The sequence below is a fragment of the Paraburkholderia dipogonis genome (assembly GCF_046027395.1).
GTDB classification, from domain to species: Bacteria; Pseudomonadota; Gammaproteobacteria; order Burkholderiales; family Burkholderiaceae; genus Paraburkholderia; species Paraburkholderia dipogonis_A.
The window spans coordinates 1-732 of record NZ_JAQQEG010000121.1 but is presented as its reverse complement, the minus strand read 5'-3'; the positions used below and the strand labels follow the sequence as shown (position 1 = coordinate 732).

Sequence of the window (732 nt, the reverse complement as noted above, 5' to 3'; positions counted from 1 at the left end):
TGCAATCACGAACCCGACGTACGTGGTGGATGGCGGCAAGACGTTCAACAACGTGGGTGACGTGGTCACGAACATCGACGGCCGGACGACGCAGAACACGACGGACATCACGAACCTGACCAATAACATCAACAACGGTGAAATCGGTCTGGTGCGGCAGGACGCGACGTCGCGCAACATCACGGTCGCGAAGGACACCGACGGCACGGTGGTGGACTTCACGGGCACGGCAGGCGCGCGTCAGTTGACGGGTGTGGCCGCAGGCGCAGTGAACGCGACGAGCGTGGACGCGGTGAACGGTTCGCAGCTGTACGCCCTGGCCAACTCGACGGCCGATTCGCTGGGTGGCGGCTCGACGGTGAACCCCGATGGTTCGATCACGAACCCGACGTACGTGGTGAACGGCAACACGTATAACAACGTGGGCGGCGCGATCGCGAACATCGATGGTCGTGTGACGAACATCAACAACACCGTCAACAACATCGTGAACGGTGGCGGCATCAAGTACTTCCACGCTAACTCGACGCTGGCGGATTCGTCGGCAACGGGTACGGATGCAGTGGCGATCGGCGGCAATGCGCAGGCGACGGCAGCGAACTCGGTAGCACTGGGTTCGAACTCGACGACGACCGCGAACCTGTCGGCCGCGGGTTACAACCCGGGCTCGACGGCTCTGTCGGGTATCGCATCGGCAGCCAACGGCGAAGTGTCGGTGGGTTCGGCAGGCGC

General features: G+C 63.0%; 1 protein-coding gene. It reads left to right on the top strand.

All coding sequences use genetic code 11. The features are described from left to right. Nucleotides 1-732: left-handed beta-roll domain-containing protein (locus PQR32_RS42125; protein WP_459252013.1), on the top strand; the 732-nt coding region annotated here is incomplete at both ends.